This window comes from Mesorhizobium sp. M1E.F.Ca.ET.041.01.1.1 (genome assembly GCF_003997355.1).
Taxonomy (GTDB): Bacteria; Pseudomonadota; Alphaproteobacteria; order Rhizobiales; family Rhizobiaceae; genus Mesorhizobium.
In genome coordinates, this window is sequence record NZ_RZSL01001286.1 from 1 (window position 1) to 394 (window position 394).

At 65.7% G+C, this 394-nt stretch carries 1 protein-coding gene; it reads left to right on the plus strand.

The features are described 5' to 3' along the window. Positions 1-394: aldehyde dehydrogenase family protein (locus EOA38_RS38820; RefSeq protein WP_127301706.1), on the plus strand; the 394-nt coding region annotated here is incomplete at both ends.

Consider the following 394-nt stretch of genomic DNA (forward strand, 5'->3'; position numbering starts at 1 on the left):
CGACCTCGAACCCCGGCCCGGTGACGGCGGCCATGCTGGCCGATGCGCGGGTGCGCAAGCTGTCATTCACGGGCTCGACCGGAATCGGCCGCGTGCTTCTGGCCGAGGCGGCGAAACACGTCATCTCCTGTTCGATGGAGCTTGGTGGCAACGCGCCGTTCATCGTCTTCGACGACGCCGATGTGGAGGCAGCCCTCGACGGCGCGATGATCGCCAAGATGCGCAATGCCGGCGAGGCCTGCACGGCGGCCAACAGGCTCTACGTCCAGGCGGGCATCCATGATGCGTTCGCGGAAGGGCTGCGCAAACGCATGGCATCGCTCAACGTCGGCCCGGGCACGGACTCAGAAACCGAATGCGGACCGATGATCACAAGGAAGGCCGTGGACAAGAT